The organism is Glutamicibacter sp. NPDC088483 (assembly GCF_044753145.1).
GTDB lineage: Bacteria > Actinomycetota > Actinomycetes > Actinomycetales > Micrococcaceae > Glutamicibacter.
Window position 1 is genome coordinate 245,772 of the sequence record NZ_JBIVMP010000005.1, and the last position, 23,186, is coordinate 268,957.

The following is a 23,186-nucleotide window of genomic DNA, read 5'->3' on the forward strand; positions in this document are numbered from 1 at the left end:
AACCACCATGCTCAAGGCGCTGAACAAGTCGCTGCACGATGCCCTGGACGAGGACGAGAAAGTCATCCTGCTTGGTGAAGACATCGGAACCCTCGGCGGCGTCTTCCGGGTCACCGATGGCCTGAAATCCAAATTCGGCGAGCACCGCGTCGTCGATACCCCGCTGGCAGAATCCGGCATTGTCGGCAGCGCCATCGGCCTGGCCTACCGAGGCTATCGCCCAGTAGTGGAGATCCAGTTTGACGGCTTCACCTACCCGGCCTTTGACCAGCTAGTTTCCCAGCTGGCTAAATTGCATTACCGTTCCCGGGGCCGTGTGAAGATGCCGGTGACAGTTCGAATTCCCTACGGCGGAGGAATCGGTTCACCGGAGCACCACTCCGAATCGCCGGAAGCATATTTCGCCCACACCGCCGGTCTGCGCGTCTTCGCGCCTTCAAGTGTCGAAGATGCCTATAGCATGTTGCGCCAGGCCATCGATTGCGATGATCCGGTCATCTTCTTCGAGCCGAAGCGCCGCTACCACGAGAAAAGCACGGCTGAACTTCTGGCTCCAACGCCAGACGGATCGCCAAAGGCCAAGATCATCCGACCCGGTGAAGATGTCACCGTGGTCGGCTATGGCCCGACCACCTACACCTTGGTGGATGCGGCCAAGGCCGCAGAAGATGAAGGCACCAGTCTGGAGGTCATCGACCTGCGCACCTTGGATCCGTTGGATATCGACACCGTGGCCGAATCCGTCAAGCGCACCGGCAAGCTGGTTGTAGTCCATGAAGCCAGCCGCACCAGCGGTATTGGTGCAGAAATCTGTGCCGAAATCACCGAGCGCTGCTTCGACTATCTGGAGCACGCCCCATTGCGCGTCACCGGATTCGATATTCCGTATCCGCCATCGCGGCTCGAAAGCCACCACCTGCCCGATTTGGATCGAGTGATGCACGCGGTCGATACCGTGATGCGCCACCACGAGGCAACCGAAGGAGCTGCCAAGTGATGACCGCCCACACATTCAAACTCCCGGACCTCGGCGAAGGGCTCACCGAGTCCGAGGTGCTGAATTGGAAAATCAAGGTTGGCGAGCATGTTGCGCTCAACCAGATCATTGCCGAAGTTGAAACCGCCAAGGCAGTGGTTGAACTGCCCTCGCCGTATGCCGGCTTCGTTCAGGCTCTGCATGCCACCGAAGGTGAAACAGTGCAGGTTGGCGGTCCGCTGGTCACTTTTGATCAGGAGCCAGGCGCTTCCGGCGGGCAGCCGCCAGCAGCAGGTCCCGGAAATCATGGGGAAAGTGCGGCCTTCGAGCGCACCCCAACCCTCGTTGGCTACGGTGCCCCGGCAGACACCGGCAACCGTCCAACGCGAAAAGCTCGTGGCTCCCGCAACGGGGGAGCGGCGCAATTGGCGGAACCAGTTGCATCCGCACCGGATGCCGCGCCGGCCAGTCCTGAGCGCGAACAACATGAGACGACTCGATGCACACCGCCCGTACGCAAGCTGGCACGCGATCATGGAGTCGATATTTCGGCGCTCGCCGGCAGCGGCGAGGGTGGGCTGGTGCTGCGTAGGGATGTTCAGCAGGCCATCGATTCCGTAGGTACCAGCACCTCATCGGCAAGGGGAAATGAGCCAGCGTCCTCGCCGGATGTGGACCGCCATGTGAAGATCACCGCCGTCCGCAGAGCCACAGCCAAAGCGATGGTGCAGTCGGCGTTTACTGCACCGCATGCCACCGAGTTCCTCACTATTGACGTCACCGAATCCATGGCGTTGGTGGAAAGAATGCGTTCGCATCGCTTGCTGAAGGACCGGAAACTCAACATCACAACGTTGGCGGCGCTCGTGGTGACGAGATTGCTGAAGACTTATTCTGCGCTGAACTCGACGTGGGATGAAAAGGCTGACGAAATCATTGAGTTCGGGTCAGTGAATCTGGGCATGGCTGTGGCAAGTGACCGCGGCTTGCTGGTTCCGGTGCTGAAAAATGCCCAAGCCAAGACGTTGCCCGTATTGGCAACTGAACTCAGCGAGATTATTCTCCAGGGCCGCGAAGGAACGTTGTCACCAGCCCAATTGACCGGTGGCACATTCTCCATTACCAATGTGGGGGTTTTCGGCGTGGATGCCGGGACCCCGATTCTACCTCCGGGGCAGGCTGGAATCCTGGCATTAGGCCAAGTGAAACGAAGGCCTTGGGAATACCAAGACCAAGTTGCCCTTCGCCATACCATGACTTTGGCTTTGTCCTTCGATCACAGAGTGGTTGACGGCAAGGAAGCAAGCGAGTTCCTCGCAGGTGTCGGCTCGGTATTGGAAGACCCCGGAATGATGAATATTTTTATTTGAGCTTAAATAAAAACTGACCCGGCTGAAGTTATTTCAGCCGGGTGAGTAACCCGATTTCAAGCATTGCTTTCATGACTATTCATTGGTTGTTTCGCAATGTTTGATGTAATCTCATTCACTACGTGCTATAGCTCACGCTTGCCTGCACGGCTCTGCGAAATGCAGAAGCAGCAACGATCTGTTGAGGAGAAATAGGATGCGATACTCGCACGCATCTAAGGCTGTCGTTTTATCTGCAGCCTTGGCGCTGACCCTGTCCGCTTGTGGCGGCGGTTCCAATGAAACCGCCGGTGGCGAAGGTGACGGCTCGTACGTCGTCACCGCAAACACCACCGAACCGCAGAATGGCCTTCTGCCGGCTAACACCAACGAAGTTGGCGGCGGCCGCGTAATGGACCTGATCTTCACCGGTTTGGTCAGCTATGACGCAAAGGGCGCTCCGGTCAATGAACTCGCTGAGTCCATCGAAACCGAAGACTCCCAGAACTACACCATCAAGCTGAAGGCCGGACATACCTTCTCGGATGGTTCCCCAGTAACTGCTGCTTCGTTCGTGGATGCCTGGAACTTCGGCGCCGCGGCAAAGAACGCACAGCTGAACTCGTACTTCTTCGAATCCATCAAGGGCTTCGATGAGGTCAACAAGGAAGGCTCCAAGAAGGAAGAGATGGAAGGCCTGAAGGTAGTGGATGACACCACCTTCACCGTCGAGCTGTCCCAGCCTGAGTCCGACTTCCCGCTGCGCTTGGGCTACACGGCGTTCATGCCGTTGCCGGAAGCGGCCTTCGAGGATCCAAAGGCCTTTGGCGAAAAGCCAATCGGCAACGGCCCATACACGTTGACCGAGTGGAACCACGATGTGAACCTGAAGCTGGACGTCAACGAGAGCTACGACGGACCACGCAAGGCGGCTAACGCCGGTATTGACTTCAAGGTCTACCAGTCCACCGACTCGGCGTACAGCGATCTGCAGTCCAACAACTTGGACGTGCTGGACCAGATCCCGCCAAGCTCGCTGGCTTCCTACGAGACTGATCTGGGCGACCGCTCGATCAACTCGCCCTACGCTGGCAACGCAACCATTACCATTCCGGGTTACCTGGAGCACTTCAAGCAGGGTGAAGAGGGCAACCTCCGCCGTGCAGCGATCTCCCGCGCCATTGACCGCCAGCTGATCATCGACAAGGTGTACAACGGCGGCAAGATCAAGGCCGACGACTTCACCGCACCGGTACTTGAAGGCTATAACGCAGAGGTTCCAGGCAGCGAAGTCCTGGACTTCGACGGGGCTGAAGCCAAGAAGCTGTGGGAAGAGGCTGATGCAATCAGCAAGTGGGACTCCGGCGATGAATTCTCCGTCGGCTACAACGTTGATGGCGCTGGCAACAAGGAATATGTCGAAGCTGTCGTCAACCAGTTGAAGAGCAACCTGGGCATCAACGCCGTGGCCAAGCCATTCAGCTCCTTCAAGGAATTGCGCGAGAAGGTCACCAGCTACGAGATGACCGGTGCATTCCGTACCGGTTGGCAGGCCGACTACCCATCGCTATACAACTTCCTTGGTCCACTATTCGGTACCGGGGCTGGTTCGAATGACGGCAAGTACTCCAGCAAGGAATTCGACGCCAAGCTGACCGAGGGCCTGTCCGCCACGGATCCTGTTGAGGGTGCGAAGATCTTCAACGAAGCACAGGAAATCCTGTTCAAGGATCTGCCGGCTATCCCGCTGTGGTACCAGGCAGTTCAGGGTGGTTGGAGCGAAAACGTGGATAACGTCGAGTTCGGCTGGAACGGTGTTCCTATGTACCAGCAAATCACTGGCAAATAAGTTTCCTTCAGCATTCGGCCTAATCAGAGCGAATAGAAGCTGAAAACTCGTCAAGGGAGATCCGAGCAGCTCAGGGTCTCCCTTTGGCGTGTCCGTCCTGCCTCGCAAAAATAAACGTCGATTACTTTATCGACGGAAAGAGGATAAAAATGGCCTTGTGCCCTCATGTGTCTCGAGGTGAGATGCAAGCATGTTAAGTTTTACCCTGAAGAGAATCGCGCAGCTGATCCCGGTGTTTATCGGTGCTACTTTGCTGGTGTACTTCTTGGTTTTCGCGACTCCCGGTGACCCAATCGCGGCACTCTCCGGCGGCAAGCCAATGAGTGATGCCACCAAAGCGGCCCTAACTGCGCAATACAACTTGGATAAGCCTTTTTGGGTCCAATACGGCCTGTACTTGAAGAACCTGGTGACTTTGGACCTGGGAACTTCATTCTCGGGCCAAGAAGTCAAGGAGATGCTCGCACGAGCATTCCCTGTCACTGCACGCCTGGCGATACTGGCGTTGCTGATCGAATCTGTCTTCGGCATCATCTTCGGCGTCATCGCCGGCATGCGCAAGGGCAAATTGTTCGACTCGACCGTCCTGATCGCATCGCTGCTGGTCATCGCAGTTCCAACCTTCGTACTGGGCTTCCTGCTCCAGTACGTGGTCGGAGTCAAGCTCGAATGGGCAAAGCCAACCGTTTCCGGTTCGGCAACCTGGGGCGAACTGATCCTGCCGGCCTTGGTCCTGGGACTCGTTTCTCTGGCTTACGTTTTGCGACTGACGCGTACCTCCATCATTGAGAACAAAACCGCTGACTATGTGCGCACCGCAACTGCCAAGGGCCTGAGCCGCAACCGCGTTGTCACCGTGCACATCTTGCGCAACTCGCTGATTCCAGTCGTGACCTACCTTGGCGCCGACTTGGGCGCACTCATGGGCGGCGCCATTGTTACCGAGGGTATCTTCAATGTCCCCGGTGTCGGCCACTTGCTCTACCAGGCAATCCAGAAGGGCGAAACCCCGACGGTGGTTGCCGTTGTAGGCGTCTTGGTGATCGTCTTCGTGATCGCCAACCTGATCGTGGATATGCTGTACGCACTGCTTGACCCAAGGATCCGTTATGCCTGAGAACCAGAACTTTAATCCCGAAGACGGCCTTCCCATCCGAAACACCCGTGCCGGCAAAGTTTCCAAGTACAAAATTGAGCACTACGTGGCCCCATTGGAGGAGACTCCGCTGCAGGCGGTGGATTCTGTCAAGGAAACCGGCAAGCCATTGTCCATGTGGGCTGAAGCATGGCGTTCACTGCGCAAGCAACCGCTGTTCATCATCTCCACGCTTCTGATCATCGCCGTCGTGGTTGTAGCTGCGTTCCCGCAGCTGTTCACGTCCATTGATCCGACTGGCAACCAGGCATGCTTGCTGGAAAATTCCAATGAGCCAGCACGCCAAGGACATATCATGGGCTTCAACCTGCAGGGTTGCGATATCTACGCCCGTACGATCTACGGCACGCGTGCTTCGCTGCTCGTAGGCGTATTCACTACCCTCATCGTGGTGCTGCTCGGCGGTGCCATTGGCGCCCTGGCAGGCTACTACGGCGGCTGGATCGACACCATCCTGGCTCGTCTGGGCGATATCTTCTTCGCGCTGCCGCTGATCCTTGGCGCCATCATCGTGATGCAGCTTCCTGCCTTCCGTGAAAACCGAAGCGTTTGGACGGTTATCATCACCCTTGCGATCTTCGGCTGGCCGCAGCTGGCACGCATTACCCGCGGCGCAGTGATCGAGGCCCGCAACGCGGACTTCGTGAAGGCCTCGCGCGCGTTGGGCCTGTCCAAGTTCAGCGCTTTGGTCAAGCACGTCATCCCGAACTCGTTGGCACCGATCATTGTTGTTGCCACGGTGAACCTCGGCGTATACATCGTTGCCGAGGCCACGCTGTCCTTCCTGGGCGTCGGGCTTCCGCCAGACGTCATGAGCTGGGGCAACGATATTTCCTCCGCACGTACCCAGCTGCGCAATAACCCGACCATGCTGATGTGGCCAGCACTGTTCCTTTCGGTAACGGTATTGAGCTTCATCATGCTCGGCGATGCAGTGCGCGACGCACTGGATCCGAAGGCCCGGAAGGGAGCCTAAGCAATGACTCAGAGTGCAACTCCCAAGCCTCTGCTGGAAGTCAAGGACCTGGCGATCACTTTCTCCACTCCTGACGGTCCAGTGCACGCAGTGCGCGACGCCAACTTCACCGTGATGCCCGGGGAAACCGTGGCCATCGTGGGCGAGTCCGGTTCCGGCAAGTCAACTTCGGCACTGGCTGCTATCGGCCTGTTGGCCGGCAACGGCAAGGTCTCATCCGGCCAGATTCTTTTTGACGGCGAGGACATCGCCCAAGCGAGCGAAAAGCGATTCGTAGAGCTGCGCGGCAACCATATTGGCATGGTTCCGCAGGATCCGATGTCCAACTTGAACCCGGTCTGGAAGATCGGGTTCCAGGTCAAGGAAACCCTGAAAGCCAACGGCTTGGCGGGGGATAACCCGAACAAGCGTGTAGCCCAGGTCTTGGCCGATGCAGGTTTGCCCGATCCGGAGACGCGTGCGAGGCAGTACCCGCACGAATTCTCCGGTGGCATGCGTCAGCGTGCGCTGATCGCCATTGGCCTGGCCTGCCGCCCGCGCCTGCTGATTGCCGATGAGCCAACCAGCGCACTGGACGTCACCGTGCAGCAGCAGATCCTGGACCATCTGGACACCATGACCAGTGAACTGGGCACCGCCGTGCTGCTGATTACCCACGACCTGGGCTTGGCAGCAGAGCGTGCCGAGAAGGTCGTCGTGATGTACAAGGGGCGTGTCGTCGAATATGGCCCAGCGCTGGAGATTCTGCGCAACCCCAAGCACCCGTACACCCAGCGCCTGATCAACTCGGCTCCATCGTTGTCAGCACAGCGTGGAGACAAGCACGAGGCGATTGTTGATGAGGTAATTCCGGGCAAGGCCGAGCCGCTGCTGAAGGTCAGCAACCTGACGAAGGTCTTCGATATCCGCAAGGGGTTCGGCAAGAAGGAGAAGTTCACCGCGGTGGACAACGTGTCCTTCGAGATCCCCAAGGGCACCACCACCGCCGTGGTAGGCGAGTCCGGTTCCGGCAAGTCCACCATCGCCCAGATGGTGCTCAACCTGTTGGACAAGACCGAGGGCGAGATCATCTTTGATGGCGAACAGATTGGCAACCTGAGCGAGAAGCACTTGTTCAAGTACCGCCGACGTGTCCAGCCGATTTTCCAGGATCCGTACGGATCCTTGGATCCGATGTACTCGATATTCCGAACCATCGAAGAACCACTGCGCATTCACGGTATTGGTAACGCGGCATCACGGGAGAAGAAGGTCAAGGAACTGCTGGATCAGGTTTCCATGCCGGCATCCACCATGCACCGCTTCCCGAACGAGCTGTCCGGTGGACAGCGCCAGCGCATCGCGATCGCGCGTGCTCTGGCCTTGCAGCCGGAAATGATCGTTTGCGATGAGGCTGTTTCGGCGTTGGACGTGCTGGTGCAGGCCCAGGTGTTGGAGCTGCTCGATGAGCTGCAACGCGAAATGGGCCTTACCTACCTGTTCATTACCCACGACCTGGCTGTAGTCCGCCAGATCGCGGACAACGTATGCGTGATGGAACACGGAAAGATCGTCGAACAGGGAACGACGGACGAGATTTTCGATGCGCCAAAGAGTGCATATACCCGCAACCTGCTGGCTGCGATCCCTGGAGCTTCGCTGATCTAGCAGCTCGGAAATCCGCTGAATGGGCCGGTGAAACCGTAAGGTTTCACCGGCCCATTTTGCGCTTAACCTGAGCTCAAGCAACGTCATATTCAACGAATATTTCAGATTTAATCAATCTGAAACAAACGTTGCAAAAATGTTATAAATCACTCCGCGAGTCAACATGCATGAAACAGTTGCCCGATTGATTTTTCCCAATCTGAAAGAAATCCTTGAAATCTCGGGGATGTGAGCTGGATCTCGTAAACCCGTGGGTAACAAGCGCGTTGCGAATGACTCTCAGGGGGAGAGTCGCGGCAATATCTGAAGCGCTTCTTTCTATATCCAAGCCAGAAAATTCGGGTTAGTCTATTGCTCAATGGATTGATCATGTGATCTGATCCACATTGGATCCACCGATCCAGCACTCGTATCGTTCAAGAACTCAAGGAGGCGAAATGCGGTTTCAGCGCGTTTCGAAAGCAGTAGCTGTAGGCGCAGCACTGGCCCTGGCCCTTTCGGCTTGTGCACCAGGCGGCGGAGACACAGGCGCCGATGCATCAAAGGATGCTGGCGCAGGTGGCGGCAACGGTTCGGCAGAAGCAGCAAACAGCGGCAAAGCCGATCTGGGTGATATCAAGACTGCCGAAGACAATATCAACGTCACCGTAGGTGCCCCGGAATTCCTGAGCTACAACGGCTTTACTCCGAACACCTATTCCACCTACAACTCGGCCATCGTGGACCGGATGTTCGCTGGGTTCAGCTACTTCGGTACTGACGGCACGCTGTACCCCAACGAGGCCTTGGGCAGCTATGAGAAGGTGAGCGACGATCCGCTCACCATCAAGTACACCATCAACGAAGAAGCCAAATGGTCCGATGGCACGCCGATCACCGTAGCCGACTCCGTGCTGGCATGGGCAGTGCAGAACCTGAACCTCAACGAAGGTGCCAAGGACAAGCCGCTGTTCAACTCGGTCTCTGTTGATCTCGGCGACACTGTTCCAGCTGGTCCGCAGGGCGACTGGGATGGCAAGGAATTCACTGTTGAATTCGCCGAGCCTGACCCGGACTGGGCCCTCCAGTCATGGATGCTCCACCCAGCACATGTGGTGGCCGAAGAGTCGGGCATGAGCACCGAAGAGCTCGTCAAAGCCATTCTCGGTGGGGAGTCCGACAAGCTGAAGAAGGCTGCCGATTTCTGGAACGAAGGCTGGATGACTGACCCGGGCAAGCTGCCCGATGAGAAGATCTCGCCTGTATCCGGCCCCTACAAGCTGGGTAGCTGGAAAGCTGGAGAGTCCGTAACCCTGGTTGCCAACGAGAACTACTATGGCCCCGCGCCTGCAACCAAGGAACTGACCTTCCGCTTCCTTGAAGACGCAAGCATGGTCCAGGCATTGCAGAATAAAGACGTTGACGTCATTAACCCGCAGCCCACCGTTGATACGCTCGCGCAGCTGGAGAATCTTGGCGACGCTGTAGCAATCCAGAAGGGCGACACCCTGACCTGGGAGCACCTTGACTTCAACTTCGCCAAGGGCAACGAAATGACCAATCTGGAACTGCGCAAGGCCTTTGCCATGTGTGTTCCACGTCAGCAGATTGTTGACAACCTGATCAAGCCGCTGAACCCTGACGCCATCGTGATGAACTCCCGCGAAGTCTTCCCGTTCCAGGATAACTACCAGGAAGTAGTGGACGCATCCTACGACGGCCGCTACGACCAGGTGGATATCGAAGGCGCCAAGAAGATCCTCGAAGAGCAGGACGCTGTGGGTACCGAAGTACGCATCGGCTACTCGGCACCTAATGAACGCCGCGCCAACCAGGTCTCGGCCATCAAGTCCTCCTGCGATGAAGCGGGCTTCAAGATCGAGGACACCGGTTCGGCTGACTTCTTCTCGCCAAACGGTGCGCAAGACCGTGGCGACTACGAAGTAGCACTGTTCGCTTGGGCAGGTTCCGGCCAGATCAGTTCCGGCCAGAACATCTACGCCACCGGCAAGCCGCAGAACTTCGGCCAGTACTCGAACGCTGAAGTCGATGCAGCATGGGCGACCCTGGCAAGCTCGCTGGACCCGGCTGTCCATGCCGAGCAGACCAAGAAGATCGAGAAGCTGTTGTGGGATGACCTGTTCGGCATCCCGGTATTCGCCCACCCAGGCTTGAGCGCCTCGGGTTCGGATATCCAAAATGTCCGTCACACCGCAACGCAGGACCAGATCGTCTGGAACGCCGAGCAGTGGGTACGTGCTGAGTAATTGCCCCTAGGCAACGTACTTGCACAATGTGAGTGAGCACATGTGGGGCCCGATCAAAAATCGGGCCCCGCAGTGTGTTCAAAGGTCCCCAACCTCAAGGGCCGGCTCACTTCCGTGAGATGAAAGTAGGACATTAGAACCGTGTGGAAATTTATCGCCAAGAGACTAGGCTCAGCACTTGCCGTGCTGTTCGCCGCATCGCTCTTGCTCTACGTACTGGTAATCAATTCAGGTGACCCGCTCAAGGACCTCCGCGAAAGCAACGCGGATAACCGCGAGTACTTGATGGCCCAGCGTGTGGAATACATGAACCTGGATGCACCCTGGTACGGACGCTACTGGGACTGGCTGACCGGCGCCAGCAAATGCCTGATTGGCCAATGCGACCTGGGACAGAATATCAACGGCGTAGAGGTCTCCGGCTTGCTGGCCAACGCCGCATCGTCCACCTTGCGGCTGGTAGTGCTCGCTACGGTGATCGCCGCGGTTCTGGGTATCGCCATTGGCGTTTTGACTGCAATCCGCCAGTACTCCGGCCTGGATTACATCGTTACCTTCATGACCTTCCTCTTCTTCTCGCTTCCCGTCTTCTGGGCAGCTGTGCTGCTCAAGGAGTACCTGGCAATCAGCTACAACGACTGGCTGGCGGATCCGCAGATATCCCTGGGGTCATCCATAGCCATAGGCATCGTCGTCGGACTCGTCCTGCAGATGTTCCTCGGGGGCTCCTTGAAGCGCCGTGGCATCACCTTCATAGCTGCCGCTGTTTTCGTCCCGCTGGTGCTGCAGTACAGCATTTGGCTGAATTTCTACCGCTACCCGCAAATGGGCCCCGCAATCATCATCGTGCTGACGGCACTCGTGGCCTTGAGCGCCACTGCCATGAGCGTTGGCCTGAAGGAAAAGCGCGTGCTGTACCCGGCGCTGATTACCGTCGTGCTGGTCTTGGCCATGTACTACGCGACCTTCTACATGCTGCTGGAACCAAACGCATGGATCCTCTTGTTCGGATTGGTCCTCGCGGTAGCGATTCCGGCAGTAGTCGGGCGCTTCATGGGCGGCCGCTTGCGCAAAGCAGCGATGTCCGTCTCCGTAGCCACCGGTGTTGTCGGTGCAGGATTGACCGTTGTCGATCACATGTTCCGCGCCTGGCCTGGTTTCCTGGACGTCAAGGGACGCCCCATCGCGACCATCGGGTCGTCCACTGCTAACCTCGAAGGCGGTTTCTGGGATCACTTCCTGGATAACGGCACCCAGTTGCTGATGCCGACCATCCTGCTTGCAGTGATTTCTTTGGCTAGCTATTCGCGCTACACGCGTTCTTCCATGCTCGAAGTGCAGCGCCAGGACTACATCCGCACCGCCCGTTCCAAGGGATTGAGCGAACGCACCGTGATTTTCCGGCACGCGTTCCGCAACGCGATGATCCCCATCGCCACCATTGCAGCCTTCGACTTCGCCGGCCTGATCGGCGGCGCCGTGATCACCGAGCGCGTCTTCGGCTGGAAGGGCATGGGCGAAATGTTCGCAACCGGCCTGGATCATGTCGACCCGGCACCTGTGATGGCGTTCTTCCTGGTTACCGGTACCGCCGCAATCATTTTCAACTTGCTGGCGGATATCGTTTACGCCCTGCTTGACCCACGAATCCGAGTCTAGGAGGCATGGACCAATGAACATCCTTCATGCCTGCAACCCTAAGGACCAGCGATGAGCACCCCGAACAAGAACTTGAACGAGAACGAGCCGCAGAACCTGAATTCCGTGGCCGAGGTGGAAGACGCCAAGCTGGCCCAAATCCACGAAAAGCCGAAGAGCCAGGGACGCATTGTTCTCGAGCGCTTCGTCAGCCACAAGCCGGCGATGATTTCCGCAGTGATCCTGGTCGTCATCACCGTTTTCGCTTTCAGCTCCATTGGCTGGGGACCGATCCCCGGCTGGTGGGGACAGAACTTCTACCACGCTGGTGCCGTTGTGGATGGCGGCAAGCCGACCTTGAGTCTGGTCCCCGCCTGGCTCGGCGGCGAAGGCATCCGCATCGGCGAGCACCCCTTCGGGCAGGACTCGGTCGGCAAGGACTACTTCGCCCTGGTCATGAACGGCACGCAGAAGTCCATCATTATCGGCGTTGTGGTTGGCTTGGTCGCCACTGTCCTGGGAACCGTCATCGGTGCTGTTGCCGGCTACTTCCGCGGATGGGTCGACGAAATCCTGATGCGCATCACTGACCTGTTCATCGTGATCCCATTGTTGGTCCTGGCCGCTGTTCTGGGCAAGATGGCTGGTGCATCCACCGGTTCCATCATCATCCTGGCCCTCGTGCTCGGCCTGGTGACCTGGACCGGCTTGGCCCGACTGGTGCGCGGTGAAATCCTTTCGCTGCGCGAACGCGAATACGTTGCTGCCGCCCAGGCCATGGGTTCGAAGACCAGCCGCGTGATCTTCAAGCACCTGATCCCCAACACCATGGGCGTGATCATCGTGAACGCAACCTTCGCGATCGCTGGCGCGATCCTGCTGGAGTCCTCGCTGTCCTACCTGGGCTTCGGCGTGAAGGCTCCAGAATCCTCGCTGGGCCTGCTGATCAGCCAGTACCAGAACGCCTTCACCACCCGCCCGTATTTGTTCTGGTGGCCAGGCATGATCATCGTTACCATCGCCCTGTCGGTGAACTTCTTGGGTGACGGCTTGCGCGATGCGTTCGACCCGCGCCAAATCGGAAAGAAGCGCCGCCGCCGCGCCGGCCTGTTCGCCCTTCCAACCCGCAAGGAGAAGCCATGAGCCACGCAGCACCAATGAACGAACAAGGCTCAGATGGCTACGCGCTGAGCTTCACCGACCTCAACGTCGTCTTTGCCACCGGTGGTGCAGACGTCCACGCAGTCAAGGGCTTGTCCTTGACCGTCCGCCCCGGGCAGGTCGTGGCGCTGGTTGGCGAGTCCGGTTCCGGCAAGTCCGTCACCTCAACTGCGGCGATGGGCCTGCTGCCGGAAAACGCCAATGTCTCAGGTGCCGCCAAGGTCGGCAACGTCAACGTGGTTGGCCTGGACGAAGGCAAGCTGCGCAAGATGCGTGCCACCGACATCGCGATGGTCTTCCAGGAGCCCATGACTGCGCTGAACCCGGTGCTGACCATTGAGCGGCAGTTGACTGAAGCGCTGGAACTGCACGACATCGCCTATGGCAAGGAAGCAACCGACCGGGCCATCGAGCTGCTGGACATGGTGGGCATCCCGGATCCCGCCAAGCGCGTCAAGCAGTACCCGCACCAGTTTTCCGGCGGCCAGCGCCAACGTATCGTCATTGCCATGGCGATATCCTGCGATCCCAAGGTGATCATCGCCGATGAGCCAACCACCGCACTGGATGTAACGGTGCAGGCAGAAATTCTCGATCTGCTGCGCGAGCTGAAGGATCGACTGAATACCGGCATCTTGCTGATCACCCACAACATGGGTGTTGTCGCGGATATGGCCGATGAAGTGGCCGTGATGTTCCAGGGCAACCTCGTCGAGACCGGCACCGTGGAGCAAGTTCTGCTGCGCCCGGAACATCCATACACCCAGCGCCTGCTGGCCGCGGTACCGCGCTTGTCTGCTCCGGCTGTTACTACTGCGACGCCCCCGCACAGCTCCGAAACTGCGCCTCCAGGACGCGAGCTGGTGCTGGAAGCCAAGGACCTCGTGCTGGAATACGACATGCGGGGAAAGATCTTCCGCGCCGTGGAAGAGGTGAGCTTCGATATTGCCAAGGGCGAAGTCCTAGGCATTGTGGGCGAGTCCGGCTCTGGCAAATCCACCGTCGCCAAGGCGGTGCTCGGCTTGTTGCCTGTGGCTAGCGGCAGCTTGTCGGTCCAGGGCCATGATCTGCCGAAACTTTCCCCGAAGGAAGCCCGTGCGGTTCGCAAGAAAATCGGCGTCATCTTCCAGGACCCGGCAGCATCCTTGAACCCGCGTTTCCCTATTGGCGATTGCATCACCGAACCGATGGTGGTTCACAAGGTTGGCAGCAAAGCAGGGCGCATCAAGCGTGCTGAAGAACTGCTCGATGCGGTGAAGCTGCCGCGCAACGTAATCAACCGATACCCCCACGAGCTCTCAGGCGGCCAGCGTCAGCGTGTTTGCATTGCTCGCGCGTTGACCTTGAACCCCGAGCTGCTGATTGCCGATGAGCCAACTAGTGCTTTGGATGTTTCGGTGCAGGCAGTCGTATTGGAAATGCTGCAGGACCTGCAACGGGACTTCAACTTCGCGTGCCTCTTTGTCAGCCATGATCTGGCTGTCGTTGACATGCTGGCTGATGCGGTCGTAGTGATGCAGTCAGGCAGGGCGGTTGAGCAGGGCATGGTGGATACCGTGCTGCATGCCCCAACGCACGACTACACCAAACGCCTGTTGGCCGCGGCTCCGGTGCCGGATCCGCATGAGCAGGCAGTACGCCGTGAGGCTTGGCGCTTGCTGAACAGCACGAAGTAGATGCTGAGCTGAACGACGAATAAGGGGGCTCGTTTCCAGATCTTTCACTGGAAGCGGGCCCCTTCCGTCTGCCCGGGAGAGCTGGACATGGCGAAAGCGGATTCCCCGGATCCGGCCTCGGTCCGGGAAAGCGATACAAGTACTTGCGGGCCTACGAGCAGGTGCTGGGCGGCGGAACTTGGACCAGCTGAACGAGAGGGAGTGCCTCGGGCTCAACACTCATCGCTGCAGGAATCACAGGATGACCCGCACTGGCGTTCTTGCACGGATCGTGCAGCAGAAAACCAGCTCGGGCGGAACCCGCAGACGCCTGCCTGGGGCTTTGCGCCGGGCGCGGGACGATGCTGATCCAGGAAAGGACCAAGGGAACCTCGGCGGTAGAGGCCCGTTAATAGGCAAAAGCTGGCTCTCTGCCGAGAGCCAGCTTTTGCCTATCTTTTGGAATCTAGTCCAGCTGCATGACGTTTTCGGTAACGACCTCTGCGCGGGCGTTGGAGAAGATCTGCTCGGTGCCAACGGTCTTGAACCCTCGGCGTTCCAGGACCTTGATGGAACCTAGATTGTCCTGGACCACATGCGCGGTCAATGGGCGCTTGGTGTATTCGGCGAGGAAGGTGTCTACCGCGCTGGTGGTCAGTCCCTTGCCCCAGTACTTGGTCGAAGTCCAGAAATTGATCTCTGGTACTTCGCCGTCGAAGACCAGAATGGATCCAACGACTTCGCCCTCATGCTCGATGGTGCGAACCAGAACATTCGGATCGTTCAGAATCGAGTTCCAGTGGTGGTCGAATACCGCGCGGTCGGCTGGGTTACGCGCTTGATAAGCGGCCATGAGGTTCGCCTCGGGTTCTTGCTGATGAGCGAAGAATGCGTCCAAGTCGGAAGGGCGGACTTCTCGTAGCTGCACGATAAAGGCCTTTCAATCGTGTGGGTCAGCGTGCCGGTATTGGCACACCAGTGAACAATGGCTTGAAACCTACACTACCGGGGAAGTGAGTGCGGCGAGTGCCATGTTGGACAATAACGGCTTCAGGCCGGACTTTTTAGTCCTCGGCGAGTGTGCGGAATGAGCAGTCGAGTTCAGCAAGCCGAAGACGGCGTGCGCGCGGAATCTGTGCGACTGCTTGCTTCCGGTGGGATGCAATTTGGCCAGTTCCGTAGTCCAAAGCCCGATATAGGAGTTCTGGAGTTTGCGGACTAATGCCAGTTCGGCCTTCGGGAGCGATTTCAAATCACGGTCCTGGACCTGCAAAATATCCGGGCGGGACAGCGAGAAGTCAGTGTGGAAATCAACCAGACGCGAAAGCACCTCCAGGGGAGTGCCGCCGGCTTCCGTGGCCGTGCAGCCCCCGGCATAGATATCTTTGGACATATCTACTAGCAGAGCGATAAGCACTGCCTGCTTGCCGGCGAAATGCCGGTACACGGCCGGACCGGAGATGCCGCAGGCAGCGCCCAGATCCTCCAGCGAAACACCCGCGTAGCCATTCAAGGCGAACAGTCGAGTGGCTTCGCGCAAGAGTGCTTCTCGTCGTTCAGCTTTGGCGCGCTCACGCTCTGTTGGTTCATTGAGCGACTGGTATTTGCTCGCCAACACAATCAACTCCTTACGTTTGCCAAGCCTCGGTCTGGACAAGTGTGACCGCTGCCACTAATGTCAAAAATGTAGCTGTTTACCCACCCGTAGGCAGCAACCAGTTAATAAATATTAACCATACGCGTCGCGGCGTGTGCTTCCAAGAAACTCACGCAACTGGCGCAGAACATGACCGCCACCGGTTTATGCACATCCCGCAGCCGATGCCGGTTCGTCCCTCAACGAAGAGAGAGCCTGATGATTGATCTCGAACTCGACGACCAGTATCAAGACCTGGTCGACATGGTCCGCGAATTCGCCCAGGAAGTCGTAGCCCCGCAGAGCGCGCAGAACGATGCCAACCATGCGTTCCCCTATGACATCGTCAAGCAAATGGGGCAGATGGGTCTCTTCGGGCTGCCAGTCTCCGAAGAATACGGCGGTTCCGGCGGCGACTACTTCCACCTCGCGCTGGCGCTCGAAGAACTGGGCAAGGTAGACCAGTCGGTAGCCATCACTCTCGAAGCCGGCGTCTCCCTGGGAGCTATGCCGATCTACCGCTTTGGCAGCGAGGGCCAGAAGCAGAAGTGGCTGCCAGCCCTGGCCGCCGGCGAACGCTTGGCCGGTTTTGGCCTGACCGAACCCGGTGCAGGCTCCGACGCCTCAGCTTCCTTGACCAAAGCGAAACTGGAAAATGGCGAATGGGTTATCGATGGCGCCAAAGAATTCATAACCAACTCCGGTACCGACATCACTTCCCTCGTCACGGCCACCGCTGTCACCGGTGTCGACGAAGCAACCGGCAAGAAGGAAATCTCGGCAATCATCGTGCCGACGGGAACCGAAGGATTCACCGCGGAGAAGGCCTACGACAAGGTGGGTTGGCGTGCCAGTGACACCCATCCGCTGAGCTTCAGCAGCGTGCGAGTTCCGGAGGAGAACCTGCTTGGCGAGCGCGGACGCGGATACGCCTACTTCTTGGAAATTCTCGATGAGGGACGTATCGCCATCGCGGCGTTGGCCACCGGAGCCGCCCAGGGTTGCCTCGACGAGGCGGTGAAGTATGCCAAGACACGGACTTCCTTCGGCCAGGCCATCGGCCAGTACCAAGGCATCTCCTTCATGATCGCTCGCATGGCTTCGCGCGCCCACACGGCCCGTCTGGCCTACTACGCGGCGGCGGCGAAGATGCTCGCCGGCAAGGACTTCAAGATCGAAGCCGCGCATGCCAAGCTGATTGCCAGCGAAGCGGCGATGGATAACGCCCGTGATGCTACCCAGATCTTTGGCGGCTACGGATTCATGAATGAGTCATTGGTTGCACGGCACTACCGCGATTCGAAGATCCTGGAAATCGGCGAAGGAACCACGCAGGTCCAGCAGATGCTCATTGCCCGCAGCTTAGGTCTCTGATTCTTGCCAGAGGGGGCGCTGCATCCTGATTTTGGGGTGTGGCGCTCTTTGGGCGCTCACAGTAAAACGAACCATAATGGGTAGGGTGAGCTCCCAGAAAACTTTCATTCCAGCCGGACATCCCCGTCGCGTCAGCCTGATCGGTTCCACCGGTTCCATCGGCACGCAGGGACTGGACGTCATCGAAAACGCATCCGGACAATTCTCCGTGGCAGCGCTGTCCGGTGGGTACAACCTTGAATTACTGGCTCGCCAGGCAATTAAGCACCGCCCTGCGCTCGTTGGCAGCGCCGTGGAATCCAAGGAGGAGCTTGCCGCGGCCATTAAGAGAGCCGCAGAAGATGCATCGGTAACCGGATACACTCCCGAGCTGGTGGCCGGCGCGCATGCGGCAACCGAGGTTGCCGCTTTCGCCGAGGCCGACGTGGTGCTCAATGGCATCACCGGTGCCATTGGCCTAGCCCCGACCATTGCTGCCTTGGAAGCCGGCCACCTGCTGGCACTGGCCAATAAGGAATCCCTGATCATCGGAGGCCAGGTAGTCAAGCGGATCGCGGCACCAGGCCAGATCTCGCCCGTTGATTCCGAGCACTCCGCCCTCGCCCAGGCCCTGCGCTCTGGCGCGTCCGAGGAAGTGGCCAAGCTGCTGGTGACTGCCTCTGGCGGTCCATTCTTCGGCTACAGCCATGAGCAGCTGCGTGATGTCACCCCCGCCCAGGCGCTGGCTCATCCAACCTGGGACATGGGGCGCATGGTCACCACCAACTCGGCCACCATGGTCAACAAGGCTTTGGAAGTCATCGAAGCCCACCTGCTGTTCGACGTGCCACTGGAAAAGATCGAGCCTGTGGTGCATCGCCAGTCAATCATTCACTCGATGGTGGAGTTCATCGACGGTTCGGTGATCGCCCAGGCGTCGCCGCCGGATATGCGCCTGCCGATCGCTTTGGGCATTAATTGGCCGCATCGGGTTGCCGGTGCCGCGAAGGCTTGCGATTTCTCCACCGCAGCAAGCTGGACCTTCGAACCACTGGATGAGGAGGTCTTCAGCGCTGTAAAGCTTGCCAAGCAGGCCGCAGCGTCGTCGGGAACGCATATGGCTGTCTATAACGCCGCCAACGAAATTGCAGTGGATGCCTTCCATGATGGAAAGATCCGCTTCACCGACATCGTTGAGACCGTGGAACGGGCCTTGGACGAGTACACCCCGATGAGCGCAGCGCTATCGGTCGAAACAGTGCTGGAAACAGACCGCTGGGCCCGCGCCCATGCAACGAAGATCATCGAGGCCAAAGCATGAGCGCATTGCTGTTCATCGGCGGCGTCCTATTCATGGTGGTAGCCGTCGGGCTGTCCATTGCACTGCATGAAATCGGGCACCTGGTACCCGCGAAACTGTTCAAGCTGCGCGTTCCGCAGTACATGATCGGTTTCGGCAAAACGCTGGTTTCCTTCAAGCGTGGCGAAACGCAATACGGCATCAAGGCCCTGCCCCTGGGCGGCTACATCTCGATGGTGGGCATGTACCCGCCACGCGACCAGGTCGTCTCGGATGCTTCCGGGAAGAAGCCGAATCTCTTCCAGAGAGTCTTCGGACAGATGGTGGATGACGCACGCTCGCAGGCCAACGAGAACGTGCTGCCCAGCGATGAAGGCCGGCTGTTCTACCAGCTGCCGATCTACAAGCGCGTCATCATCATGCTCGGTGGCCCAATCATGAACCTGGTCATCGGGTTCGTGGTGATCGGCATCGTGCTGACCAGCTTCGGCCAGGCTACGCCAACCACCACAGTCTCCGAGGTGTACCAGTGCATTGCCAGCGCACAGAACGCAGAGCAGGCCGAATGCACCGACAAGGATGTCCCAGCGCCGGCTTACGAGGCAGGCCTCCTGCCAGGGGACACGATCACCGCCGTAAACGGCACCGCTGTTGCGGAAGCTGAATGGAATAAGCTCACCGATGTCATCCGCGATCATCCAGGAGAACCCATCACCCTGGACTATGCCCGCGACGGGCAGATTCGCACCACCGAGCTGACTCCGTACCTGACCGAACGCCCGGCGACCGACGAAAATGGCTACGTGCTGCTCGATGAGCAGGGCGAATACATCATGACCAAGGTCGGTTTCGTCGGGATGGGCTCCTTGCAGCGGGACCTGACCCAGCCGCTGAGCGCGGTTCCCGGCGTGATCGGGGATCAGTTGCTGAGAATTGGCGATGTCATCTTGCACCTGCCCCAGCGGATGGTGGATGTCGCCCAAGCTGCTTTTGGCAGCGAGGAACGCGACCCGAATGGGCCGGTGTCCATCGTGGGCGTTGGGCGCATTGCCGGAGAGATCAGCGCGGAGGATTCCATCTCGGTAGCTGACAAATTCGCAACCTTGCTGTCATTGGTGGGCGGTTTGAACTTGGCCCTGTTCGCCTTCAACCTGATCCCGCTGCTGCCGCTGGATGGCGGCCACGTGGTGGGCGCGCTGTATGAGGGGCTGAAGCGCACAGTTGCCAGGATCTTCAGGATCAAGAAGGTACGGCCTGTGGACACGGTCAAGCTTTTGCCGCTGACTTATGTCGTGGTGGTAGCGATGCTGGTCATGGGCGGGCTCTTAATATATGCGGATATCTTCAAGCCGATACAGCTGTTCTAAGCAGGGAGAAATATGCTGTAGGCATGACTGTTTTTGCTGTTGAATACGCGTACGCCGAGAACTCCACCGAGCTGCGCAATGAACACCGTCCAGCACACCGCCAGTACCTTTGCGGCTTCCTCGGCGAAGGTGCGGTACGCCTTCTTGCTTCGGGGCCGACCCCGGTCAACGACGGCGCGCTGTTGATCTTCGCGGCAGAATCGCAAGCTGCGCTGGACGAAGTGCTTTCCAATGATCCTTTCCAGAAGGTTGGCGGAGTCGGCGCGGCCACCGTCACCGAATGGAACCCGGTAATTGGCCTGCTGGAGGATTTCGCGTCCTAGACGATAGGTACCTTGCACCAGCCTCCGCTGTTCTTTTCCGAGAACAGCGGAGGCTGCCTGCATTAAACGGCTTGGATGGCGCAGACTGGTAGGGGAGAGGAAGTGGAAAACATCATGGATGTGCAGATCACGTCAACGCTGGCGATCCCTGCAGCCGAGCTGAACTGGCATTTTTCCCGTTCCTCGGGCCCCGGCGGGCAGCATGTGAATACCTCGGACTCCCGGGTGGAACTCACCTGGGTAATTGGCGCTTCGCGGGCCTTGTCCGACTGGCAGCGTCAGCGCTTGCTGGCGAAGCTCGGACCTCGCTTGGTGGCCGGGGCCATCGTCGTGACTGCTTCCGAAGAACGATCGCAATGGCGCAACCGCCAGCTCGCCCAAGAGAAGTTGGGGCGCATCGTGGAAAAAGCGCTGGCGCCGGATGCACCGGCACGCAAGGCAACGAAACCTACCCGCGGTTCTCACCGGCGCAGGCTGAGTGCCAAAGCTACTCGCTCAGCCACCAAGCAACTTCGCCGCAAACCAGGGATGGACTGATCCCAGCGATCAGCTACTGTGCTTCATGTCACTTTGCTGCACGGAATGGTTGGGGTGGGGAAACGGTTGAAAGTAGGTGAAGCGTCAGCTTTCTATTATTTCTGCCTTTAGGAGAACACCCTATGACCACCAAGGTCCTCACCCTCGTCGGTTCCCTGCGCAACGGTTCGACCAACCAGCAGCTGGCCGAAGCCACTTCGCACAACGCACCTGAAGGCATGGAAGTTTCCGTGTTCAGCGGCTTGGAGAACATTCCTTTCTACAACGAGGACCACGACGTGGAAGGTGGCGTTCCTGCCGCCGCCCAGGCCCTGCGCGACGCAGCCGGTGACGCCGATGCGCTGATGCTGGTCACTCCTGAGTACAACGGCACCATGCCAGCTGTCCTGAAGAACGCCATTGACTGGCTGTCCCGCCCCTTCGGCGCCGGTGCGCTCAAGGACATGCCAACCGTGGTCGTTGGCACCGCTTTCGGACAGTACGGTGGCGTCTGGGCGCAGGACGAAGCGCGCAAGGCACTGAACATCGCCGGCGCCAACGTGCTGGAAAACGTCAAGCTGGCTATCCCTAACTCGGTAGTACGCTTCGCTGAACTGCACCCGAAGGATGACGCTGAAGTTGTCGAGCAGGTCTCTGGCGTGCTGAGCAGCATCAAGGAAATCGCCGAAGCCAACTAGGTTTTCACGATCCCCGGAAGCTCAATAGTGCAAGAAAGGCCACGGTAACCGTGGCCTTTCTCGCATGAGTACCCGCTCACCGCGATACGGTGACATACTTGGACTAGAGAAATACCCACAATCTATTCGGAGGCGTCCATTGACTTCGGTCAGCCTAGGCATGCCGGCAGGCCCACCGCCGGTACTCGCACCACGTCGCAAGACTCGCCAGTTCCAGGTTGGATCCGTAGGTGTCGGCTCCGACTCGCCGATTTCGGTTCAGTCGATGACTACCACCAAGACCCACGACATCAACGCCACCTTGCAGCAGATTGCCGAGCTGACCGCTGCCGGCTGCGACATCGTGCGTGTGGCCTGCCCAACGGATAAGGATGCGGAAGCGCTGAAGATCATTGCGATGAAGTCGCAGATCCCGGTGATCGCCGATATCCACTTCCAGCCAAAGTACGTCTACGCTGCCATCGAAGCAGGCTGTGGCGCGGTGCGCGTGAACCCCGGCAATATCCGCCAGTTCGATGACCAGGTCAAGGAAATCGCGCAGGCCGCCAAGGACCACGGCACCTCCATTCGCATCGGCGTCAATGCTGGCTCGCTGGATCGCCGCTTGCTGCAGAAGTACGGCAAGGCCACCCCTGAAGCGCTGGTTGAATCAGCTGTTTGGGAAGCTTCCCTGTTTGAAGAGCATGGATTCCATGACTTCAAGATCTCGGTAAAGCACAACGACCCTGTGATCATGGTCCGTGCCTACGAGATGCTGGCCGAACGCGGGGACTGGCCACTGCACCTGGGCGTGACCGAAGCCGGTCCAGCATTCCAGGGCACCATCAAGTCCGCCACCGCTTTCGGTGCACTGCTCTCCAAGGGCATTGGCGACACCATTCGCGTATCGCTGTCCGCTCCACCGGTAGAAGAGGTGAAGGTCGGCAACCAGATTCTGGAATCGCTGAACCTGCGCCCCCGCAAGCTGGACATCGTTTCTTGCCCGTCCTGCGGTCGTGCCCAGGTGGATGTTTACACCTTGGCCGAGCAGGTTACCGCTGGGCTCGAAGGCATGAAGGCTCCATTGCGCGTGGCAGTAATGGGCTGCGTTGTCAACGGACCGGGCGAAGCCCGCGACGCTGACCTCGGCGTTGCCTCCGGCAATGGCAAGGGGCAGATCTTCGTTAAGGGCGAAGTCATCAAGACCGTCCCGGAAGATCAAATTGTTGAGACTTTGATTGAAGAAGCCAACCGTTTGGCAGCAGAAATGGGACTGGACAATGACGAGAATCCTTCCTCGGGTTCTCCCATGGTCTCCGTCAGCTAGAACTAGCCGCCGGAGCGTCGAGGGAGAGCCGCGC

19 protein-coding genes are annotated in these 23,186 nt (G+C 58.7%); 17 read left to right on the top strand and 2 right to left on the bottom strand.

Annotated elements, in window-relative coordinates:
• The first annotated feature begins 7 nt into the window (after positions 1-7).
• The 10 genes from ACIP6G_RS12325 to ACIP6G_RS12370 all read left to right on the top strand — a co-directional run bounded on the left by ACIP6G_RS12325 (position 8) and on the right by ACIP6G_RS12370 (position 14,674).
• On the top strand, positions 8-997 hold the full coding sequence (locus tag ACIP6G_RS12325; RefSeq protein ID WP_332594836.1) for an alpha-ketoacid dehydrogenase subunit beta: 990 nt from the start codon (positions 8-10) through the stop codon (positions 995-997).
• Positions 997-2,346, top strand: a complete 1,350-nt coding sequence (locus ACIP6G_RS12330; protein WP_400290351.1) for a dihydrolipoamide acetyltransferase family protein — start codon at positions 997-999, stop codon at positions 2,344-2,346. Before ACIP6G_RS12325 ends, ACIP6G_RS12330 begins: the two co-directional genes overlap by 1 nt.
• Positions 2,347-2,542: 196 nt before the next feature.
• Positions 2,543-4,174, top strand: a complete 1,632-nt coding sequence (locus ACIP6G_RS12335; RefSeq protein ID WP_105657253.1) for an ABC transporter substrate-binding protein — start codon at positions 2,543-2,545, stop codon at positions 4,172-4,174.
• Positions 4,175-4,364: 190 nt separating this feature from the next.
• Complete coding sequence (locus ACIP6G_RS12340) at positions 4,365-5,291, top strand: ABC transporter permease (RefSeq protein WP_332727079.1); 927 nt, start codon at positions 4,365-4,367, stop codon at positions 5,289-5,291.
• Positions 5,284-6,306 carry an ABC transporter permease gene (locus ACIP6G_RS12345; RefSeq protein ID WP_286134154.1) on the top strand — a complete coding sequence of 341 codons (1,023 nt, stop codon included), beginning with the start codon at positions 5,284-5,286 and terminating at the stop codon, positions 6,304-6,306. The genes ACIP6G_RS12340 and ACIP6G_RS12345 overlap by 8 nt, the downstream gene beginning before the upstream one ends.
• A 3-nt stretch (positions 6,307-6,309) precedes the next feature.
• Entirely contained in the window at positions 6,310-7,953 is a 1,644-nt protein-coding gene (locus tag ACIP6G_RS12350; RefSeq protein WP_105657255.1) for an ABC transporter ATP-binding protein, read from the top strand.
• Between the two features lie 437 nt (positions 7,954-8,390).
• Positions 8,391-10,199 (top strand): ABC transporter family substrate-binding protein, encoded by a 1,809-nt coding sequence (locus ACIP6G_RS12355; protein WP_400290355.1) that lies wholly within the window; start codon positions 8,391-8,393, stop codon positions 10,197-10,199.
• 141 nt (positions 10,200-10,340) lie between these two features.
• Entirely contained in the window at positions 10,341-11,858 is a 1,518-nt protein-coding gene (locus tag ACIP6G_RS12360; RefSeq protein WP_105661818.1) for an ABC transporter permease, read from the top strand.
• A 51-nt stretch (positions 11,859-11,909) separates the two neighbouring features.
• The gene (locus ACIP6G_RS12365) at positions 11,910-12,980 is read left to right on the top strand and encodes an ABC transporter permease (protein ID WP_105657258.1); all 1,071 of its coding nucleotides are present in this window, start codon (positions 11,910-11,912) and stop codon (positions 12,978-12,980) included.
• Positions 12,977-14,674 (top strand): ABC transporter ATP-binding protein, encoded by a 1,698-nt coding sequence (locus ACIP6G_RS12370; RefSeq protein WP_400290358.1) that lies wholly within the window; start codon positions 12,977-12,979, stop codon positions 14,672-14,674. The genes ACIP6G_RS12365 and ACIP6G_RS12370 overlap by 4 nt, the downstream gene beginning before the upstream one ends.
• Before the next feature lie 445 nt (positions 14,675-15,119).
• On the opposite strand, the gene ACIP6G_RS12375 is transcribed toward ACIP6G_RS12370, so the two are convergent.
• Together ACIP6G_RS12375 and ACIP6G_RS12380 are read right to left on the bottom strand one after the other, a co-directional pair.
• Entirely contained in the window at positions 15,120-15,581 is a 462-nt protein-coding gene (locus ACIP6G_RS12375) for a GNAT family N-acetyltransferase (RefSeq protein ID WP_105657260.1), read from the bottom strand.
• Positions 15,582-15,650: 69 nt separating this feature from the next.
• Complete coding sequence (locus ACIP6G_RS12380; RefSeq protein ID WP_105657261.1) at positions 15,651-16,271, bottom strand: TetR/AcrR family transcriptional regulator; 621 nt, start codon at positions 16,269-16,271, stop codon at positions 15,651-15,653.
• Positions 16,272-16,508: 237 nt separating this feature from the next.
• On the opposite strand from ACIP6G_RS12380, the gene ACIP6G_RS12385 reads away from it, so the two are divergent.
• The 7 genes from ACIP6G_RS12385 to ispG all read left to right on the top strand — a co-directional run bounded on the left by ACIP6G_RS12385 (position 16,509) and on the right by ispG (position 23,152).
• A complete protein-coding gene (locus ACIP6G_RS12385) occupies positions 16,509-17,663 on the top strand; it encodes an acyl-CoA dehydrogenase family protein (protein ID WP_105657262.1) in 1,155 nt (384 codons plus the stop codon).
• A gap of 76 nt (positions 17,664-17,739) precedes the next feature.
• Positions 17,740-18,963 carry a 1-deoxy-D-xylulose-5-phosphate reductoisomerase gene (gene dxr / locus ACIP6G_RS12390; protein ID WP_400290361.1) on the top strand — a complete coding sequence of 408 codons (1,224 nt, stop codon included), beginning with the start codon at positions 17,740-17,742 and terminating at the stop codon, positions 18,961-18,963.
• Complete coding sequence (locus ACIP6G_RS12395) at positions 18,960-20,309, top strand: M50 family metallopeptidase (protein ID WP_400290363.1); 1,350 nt, start codon at positions 18,960-18,962, stop codon at positions 20,307-20,309. Before dxr ends, ACIP6G_RS12395 begins: the two co-directional genes overlap by 4 nt.
• A 23-nt stretch (positions 20,310-20,332) precedes the next feature.
• Positions 20,333-20,632, top strand: a complete 300-nt coding sequence (locus ACIP6G_RS12400) for a YciI family protein (RefSeq protein WP_400290364.1) — start codon at positions 20,333-20,335, stop codon at positions 20,630-20,632.
• A gap of 114 nt (positions 20,633-20,746) precedes the next feature.
• Positions 20,747-21,169, top strand: a complete 423-nt coding sequence (gene arfB, locus ACIP6G_RS12405) for an alternative ribosome rescue aminoacyl-tRNA hydrolase ArfB (protein ID WP_105661823.1) — start codon at positions 20,747-20,749, stop codon at positions 21,167-21,169.
• A gap of 122 nt (positions 21,170-21,291) precedes the next feature.
• Positions 21,292-21,846: an NAD(P)H-dependent oxidoreductase gene (locus ACIP6G_RS12410; RefSeq protein WP_105657266.1), complete on the top strand. Its 555-nt coding sequence runs from the start codon at positions 21,292-21,294 to the stop codon at positions 21,844-21,846.
• 139 nt (positions 21,847-21,985) lie between these two features.
• The gene (gene ispG / locus ACIP6G_RS12415; RefSeq protein ID WP_105657267.1) at positions 21,986-23,152 is read left to right on the top strand and encodes a flavodoxin-dependent (E)-4-hydroxy-3-methylbut-2-enyl-diphosphate synthase; all 1,167 of its coding nucleotides are present in this window, start codon (positions 21,986-21,988) and stop codon (positions 23,150-23,152) included.
• The last annotated feature ends 34 nt before the right edge of the window (positions 23,153-23,186 follow it).

Bases quoted from the DNA above. Each gene is read 5' to 3' on its own strand.
- ACIP6G_RS12325 (WP_332594836.1), top strand. From the start codon at position 8: ATGCTCAAGGCGCTGAACAAGTCGCTGCACGATGCCCTGGACGAGGAC.
- ACIP6G_RS12330 (WP_400290351.1), top strand. From the start codon at position 997: ATGACCGCCCACACATTCAAACTCCCGGACCTCGGCGAAGGGCTCACC.
- ACIP6G_RS12335 (WP_105657253.1), top strand. From the start codon at position 2,543: ATGCGATACTCGCACGCATCTAAGGCTGTCGTTTTATCTGCAGCCTTG.
- ACIP6G_RS12340 (WP_332727079.1), top strand. From the start codon at position 4,365: ATGTTAAGTTTTACCCTGAAGAGAATCGCGCAGCTGATCCCGGTGTTT.
- ACIP6G_RS12345 (WP_286134154.1), top strand. From the start codon at position 5,284: ATGCCTGAGAACCAGAACTTTAATCCCGAAGACGGCCTTCCCATCCGA.
- ACIP6G_RS12350 (WP_105657255.1), top strand. From the start codon at position 6,310: ATGACTCAGAGTGCAACTCCCAAGCCTCTGCTGGAAGTCAAGGACCTG.
- ACIP6G_RS12355 (WP_400290355.1), top strand. From the start codon at position 8,391: ATGCGGTTTCAGCGCGTTTCGAAAGCAGTAGCTGTAGGCGCAGCACTG.
- ACIP6G_RS12365 (WP_105657258.1), top strand. From the start codon at position 11,910: ATGAGCACCCCGAACAAGAACTTGAACGAGAACGAGCCGCAGAACCTG.
- ACIP6G_RS12370 (WP_400290358.1), top strand. From the start codon at position 12,977: ATGAGCCACGCAGCACCAATGAACGAACAAGGCTCAGATGGCTACGCG.
- ACIP6G_RS12385 (WP_105657262.1), top strand. From the start codon at position 16,509: ATGATTGATCTCGAACTCGACGACCAGTATCAAGACCTGGTCGACATG.
- dxr (WP_400290361.1), top strand. From the start codon at position 17,740: ATGGGTAGGGTGAGCTCCCAGAAAACTTTCATTCCAGCCGGACATCCC.
- ACIP6G_RS12395 (WP_400290363.1), top strand. From the start codon at position 18,960: ATGAGCGCATTGCTGTTCATCGGCGGCGTCCTATTCATGGTGGTAGCC.
- ACIP6G_RS12400 (WP_400290364.1), top strand. From the start codon at position 20,333: ATGACTGTTTTTGCTGTTGAATACGCGTACGCCGAGAACTCCACCGAG.
- arfB (WP_105661823.1), top strand. From the start codon at position 20,747: ATGGATGTGCAGATCACGTCAACGCTGGCGATCCCTGCAGCCGAGCTG.
- ACIP6G_RS12410 (WP_105657266.1), top strand. From the start codon at position 21,292: ATGACCACCAAGGTCCTCACCCTCGTCGGTTCCCTGCGCAACGGTTCG.